The organism is Streptomyces sp. SID3212 (genome assembly GCF_009865405.1).
GTDB lineage: Bacteria > Actinomycetota > Actinomycetes > Streptomycetales > Streptomycetaceae > Streptomyces.
This window is the reverse complement of the sequence record NZ_WWJY01000980.1, coordinates 1-4,450: the sequence shown is the minus strand read 5'-3', so window position 1 is coordinate 4,450 and position 4,450 is coordinate 1. Positions and strand designations below refer to the sequence as shown.

Sequence of the window (4,450 nt, the reverse complement as noted above, 5' to 3'; positions counted from 1 at the left end):
CGCTGGCAGCCACTCCCCCCAGCAGCCCGTGAGCAGCGCCCGCAGCAGGGGCCGGTCCCCCGCGCGGGCGACGGTCCACTCGGCGACGGCGGCCAGCCGCTCGGCCGGTTCGGCGCGGGTGTCCGTACCGGCCAACTGCCCGTCCACGCCCCGCAGATAGAGGTCGGCCTCGCGGCGCACCAGCGCACGGGCCAGCCCGTCCTTGCCGCTGAACTCGTTGTAGAGGGTCTGCCGGGACACCCCGGCGGCGGACGCCACCTCGACCATCCTGACGGCCTGCCAGGGCGACTCGGCGAGCGCCGACTGGGCGGCGTCGAGCAGGGCTTCACGTGCGGTAGGCATCGTTGCCTCCGGGGCGTCGGCTGTGCGCTCAGAGTTGACGGGCCGTCGCGCAGTGTCAAGGGTCGCGGCAACGCGGGCGGTGACGCGTCCCCGTACCGCGTCAACGCCTCCCCCTCCCCCCGTACCGTGCCCCGTAGCCCGGCCCGGTGACCGGTCGATACTGTGACGCCCATGCCCGATTACCACGATGATCTGCGCCTCGCCCACGTTCTCGCGGACGCCGCCGACGCCGCGACGATGGACCGGTTCAAGGCGCTCGACCTGAAGGTCGAGACCAAACCGGACATGACTCCGGTGAGTGAGGCCGACAAGGCCGCCGAGGAACTGATCCGTGGGCATCTCCAGCGGGCCAGGCCACGGGACGCGATCCTGGGCGAGGAGTTCGGCATCGAGGGCACGGGGCCGCGCCGCTGGGTGATCGACCCCATCGACGGCACCAAGAACTACGTGCGCGGGGTGCCCGTCTGGGCGACGCTGATCTCCCTGATGGTGGCCACCGAGGGCGGGTACGAACCGGTCGTCGGCGTGGTGTCCGCGCCCGCGCTGGGCCGGCGCTGGTGGGCGGCGAAGGGCGGCGGCGCGTACACGGGCCGCAGCCTCTCCTCGGCGACCCGGCTGCGGGTCTCGGACGTCGCGAACGTGGGCGACGCGTCCTTCGCGTACTCCTCGATCACCGGCTGGGAGGAGCAGGGCCGGCTCGACGGCTTCCTCGACCTGTCCCGGGCGGTCTGGCGCACCCGCGCGTACGGCGACTTCTGGCCGTACATGATGGTCGCCGAGGGCTCGGTGGACATGTGCGCGGAGCCGGAACTGTCGCTGTGGGACATGGCGGCGGTGGCGGTCGTGGTCCAGGAGGCGGGCGGCAGCTTCACCGGCCTCGACGGGCAGCCGGGACCGCACAGCGGCAACGCGGCGGCCTCGAACGGCGTGCTCCACGAGGAACTGCTCGGCTACCTGAACCAGCGCTACTGAGCGTGAGGCGTGCCCCGACGGCGCTTTGTGTGATCTTTTCAAGCCCCCGCCGCACTCCTACGCCCCTCTTGTTGACCCGGCGCATCGGTGCGACTCTAAGAGTCCCCCCACTTGTGAACTTGTGAATCGCTTCTCGTTACGTTCCGTACGCATCGCGCACGCGCCGTGCGCGCCCCGCGTACCCCGCGCGACGATTCACCTAGGAGGTGGCTCCATCCCATGCTCGTCCGTGACGCCATGAGTTCGGTGGTCCTCACCATCGGCCCCACCCACACCCTTCGCCAGGCCGCGCGCCTGATGGCGGCCCGCCGGGTTGGCGCCGCCGTCGTCCTGGACACCGACCACTGCGGGATCGGCATCCTCACCGAGCGGGACATCCTGGTCTCGCTCGGCGCGGGCCAGAGTCCCGACGCCGAGACCGCGGGCACCCACACCACGGGTGACGTCGTCTTCGCCGCCCCGTCGTGGACGCTCGAACAGGCCGCGGAAGCGATGACGTACGGCGGCTTCCGCCACCTGATCGTGCTCGACGACCACGAGCCGGTCGGCATCGTCTCCGTACGCGACATCATCCGCTGCTGGGCCCCGGCCAAGACCCGGGCCGCGGTCATGGCGGGGTGACGCGGAAGGGCCCCCGGCGGAAAGTCCCCGGCGGACAGGAACACAGCGAAAGGGGCCGGATCCCGAAGGATCCGGCCCCTGACGTCTCGGCGAGGCGGAGCTGTCAGCCGCGCAGGGCCTGGACCGCGGACTCCAGCCGCTTGCCGAAGTCGCCGTCCGCCTGGCGGAAGTTGTTCACCGCGCGCTCGGCGATGTCGTCACGCGACACCTTCGAGATGAACCCGGCGAGGTTCTCGATCAGGCGGCCCTTCTCGTCCTCGGAGAGCAGCCGGTACAGGTTGCCCGCCTGGACGAAGTCGTTGTCCTCGGCGTGCACCGGCGCCTCGGTGTTGCCGGTGACACCGGTGACCGGGGTCGGCTGCCACAGCGGCCGGTCGGTCTGGAAGGGGCCGCCGAAGCTGTTGGGCTCGTAGTTCTTGGTGCCCTTGTGACGGCCGTCGTACAGGTAGCCGTCCCGGCTGTTCGTGCGCGCCTCGGTGGCGTGCGGGCGGTTCACCGGCAGGTGGTCGGCGTTGATGCCGACGCGGTAGCGGTGGGCGTCGCCGTACGCGAAGAGACGGCCCTGGAGCATCTTGTCCGGGGAGGGACCGATGCCCGGCACGAAGTGCGCCGGCGAGAAGATGGACTGCTCGACCTCGGCGAAGATGTTCTCCGGGTTGCGGTTGAGCTCCAGCTTGCCGATCTCGATCGGCGGGTAGTCCGCGTGCGGCCACACCTTGGTCAGGTCGAACGGGTTGAAGCGGTACGTGGCCGCCTCGGCCGCCGGCATGATCTGGACCTGCACCGTCCAGGACGGGAAGTCGCCGCGCTCGATGGACTCGCGCAGGTCACGCTGGTGGCTGTCCGGGTCCATGCCGGAGACCTGGACGGCCTCCTCCGTGGTGAGGTTCTTGATCCCCTGGTCGGTCTTGAAGTGGTACTTGACCCAGAAGACCTCGCCGGCCTCGTTGTTCCACTGGAACGTGTGCGAGCCGTACCCGTTCATGTGGCGCAGCGTCGCCGGGATGCCGCGGTCGCCGAACAGCCACGTCACCTGGTGGGTGGACTCGGGCGACAGACCCCAGAAGTCCCAGACGTTGTCCGCCTCCTGCGAGCCCGTGTACGGGTCGCGCTTCTGGGTGTGGATGAAGTCGGGGAACTTGATGGCGTCCTTGATGAAGAACACCGGGGTGTTGTTGCCGACGAGGTCGTAGTTGCCCTCTTCGGTGTAGAACTTCAGCGCGAAGCCGCGGGGGTCGCGCACGGCGTCCGCCGAGCCGAGGTTGCCCGCGACGGTGGAGAAGCGCAGGAACGTCTCGGTCTGCTTGCCGACCTCGGAGAGGAACTTCGCCCGGGTCCACTGCGAGACGTCACGCGTGAGGGTGAAGGTGCCGTACGCGCCGGCGCCGCGGGCGTGCACGATGCGCTCCGGGATGCGCTCGCGGTTGAAGTGCGCGAGCTTCTCCAGCAGCGCCTGGTCCTGCACCAGGACGGGACCACCGGCACCAGCGGTCTCACTGTTCTGGTTGTCGGCCAGCGGAGCCCCGGACTCCGTCGTCAGTGGTCCCTGCGTCACGTGCGCCTCCAGCGTCATTACTGCGTTCTGTCCCTTGGCGTTTGCCGATCTCGATCCTACGATGGACTCTGTCTAAGTCAAGTAAACATCCAAAGTCACACTCGTTCGGGACCTGAGTCCCTTCACTGTTAGGCTGGGCCCATGAGTGACCTGTTGGAACGACTTCGCGAGCGCGGCTGGCGTATGACCGCACAGCGGCGTGTCGTGGCCGAGGTCCTCGACGGCGACCATGTGCACCTGACGGCCGACGAGGTGCACGCGCGTGCCGTCGCCCGGCTCCCGGAGATCTCCCGCGCGACCGTCTACAACACCCTGGGTGAGATGGTCACGCTGGGCGAGGTCATCGAGGTGTCCACGGACCGCCGCGCCAAGCGGTACGACCCCAACGCGCACCACCCGCACCACCACTTGGTCTGCGCCCAGTGCGGCGCGATCAAGGACGTGCACCCGACGGGTGACCCGCTGGCGTCCCTCCCGGACGGCGAACGCTTCGGATTCTCGATCTCCGACGTCGAGGTGACGTACCGCGGTACGTGTCCGAACTGCGCGGCGGCGTAGAGCGACATGTGAATCGGTAGTCGAAACGGCAGTACCGCGTGAAGTGCCCGGCTCCTGATCCCGAGGAGCCGGGCATTTCCTGTGGCCGGACAGACGTGAGGCCCGGGTCCCTTGCGGGATCCGGGCCTCACGTATTAGTAGCGGGGACAGGATTTGAACCTGCGACCTCTGGGTTATGAGCCCAGCGAGCTACCGAGCTGCTCCACCCCGCGCCGTTGAACTGAACATTACGTCAAGGCGTCGACCAGCGCAAATGACCTTCGCCGGGCTCACGCCGTCAGCTCCTGGTGGAGCGCGTCGCGCAGCCGCGCCGCCCGCTCCGAGACCTCCGAGGGGCCCAGCTCGACGGCGCGGGCGCACCAGCGCTGGCCCTCGGTCAGCTCGCCCCTGCGGGCCGCGAGC

5 protein-coding genes and 1 tRNA gene are annotated in these 4,450 nt (G+C 69.3%); 3 read left to right on the top strand and 3 right to left on the bottom strand.

Features of this window, described 5'->3' with window-relative positions:
• Window positions 1–342: TetR/AcrR family transcriptional regulator (locus GT042_RS29420; RefSeq protein ID WP_161311747.1), on the bottom strand; the 342-nt coding region annotated here is incomplete at its 3' end.
• Between the two features lie 171 nt (window positions 343–513).
• Here GT042_RS29420 and hisN point away from each other — a divergent pair.
• On the top strand, window positions 514–1,314 hold the full coding sequence (hisN, locus tag GT042_RS29415) for a histidinol-phosphatase (RefSeq protein ID WP_161311746.1): 801 nt from the start codon (window positions 514–516) through the stop codon (window positions 1,312–1,314).
• Window positions 1,315–1,533: 219 nt separating this feature from the next.
• Complete coding sequence (locus tag GT042_RS29410) at window positions 1,534–1,935, top strand: CBS domain-containing protein (RefSeq protein ID WP_161311745.1); 402 nt, start codon at window positions 1,534–1,536, stop codon at window positions 1,933–1,935.
• Between the two features lie 103 nt (window positions 1,936–2,038).
• Here GT042_RS29410 and GT042_RS29405 read toward each other — a convergent pair whose 3' ends face one another.
• Window positions 2,039–3,490, bottom strand: coding sequence for a catalase (locus GT042_RS29405; protein WP_345943967.1), 1,452 nt, complete (start codon window positions 3,488–3,490; stop codon window positions 2,039–2,041).
• A gap of 141 nt (window positions 3,491–3,631) precedes the next feature.
• Here GT042_RS29405 and GT042_RS29400 point away from each other — a divergent pair, with 141 nt between their 5' ends.
• Window positions 3,632–4,048, top strand: a complete 417-nt coding sequence (locus tag GT042_RS29400; RefSeq protein WP_161311743.1) for a Fur family transcriptional regulator — start codon at window positions 3,632–3,634, stop codon at window positions 4,046–4,048.
• Window positions 4,049–4,186: 138 nt separating this feature from the next.
• Here GT042_RS29400 and GT042_RS29395 read toward each other — a convergent pair.
• Window positions 4,187–4,260, bottom strand: a tRNA-Met gene (locus tag GT042_RS29395).
• Window positions 4,261–4,450: the final 190 nt, after the last annotated feature.

Bases quoted from the DNA above. Each gene is read 5' to 3' on its own strand.
- hisN (WP_161311746.1), top strand. From the start codon at position 514: ATGCCCGATTACCACGATGATCTGCGCCTCGCCCACGTTCTCGCGGAC.
- GT042_RS29410 (WP_161311745.1), top strand. From the start codon at position 1,534: ATGCTCGTCCGTGACGCCATGAGTTCGGTGGTCCTCACCATCGGCCCC.
- GT042_RS29400 (WP_161311743.1), top strand. From the start codon at position 3,632: ATGAGTGACCTGTTGGAACGACTTCGCGAGCGCGGCTGGCGTATGACC.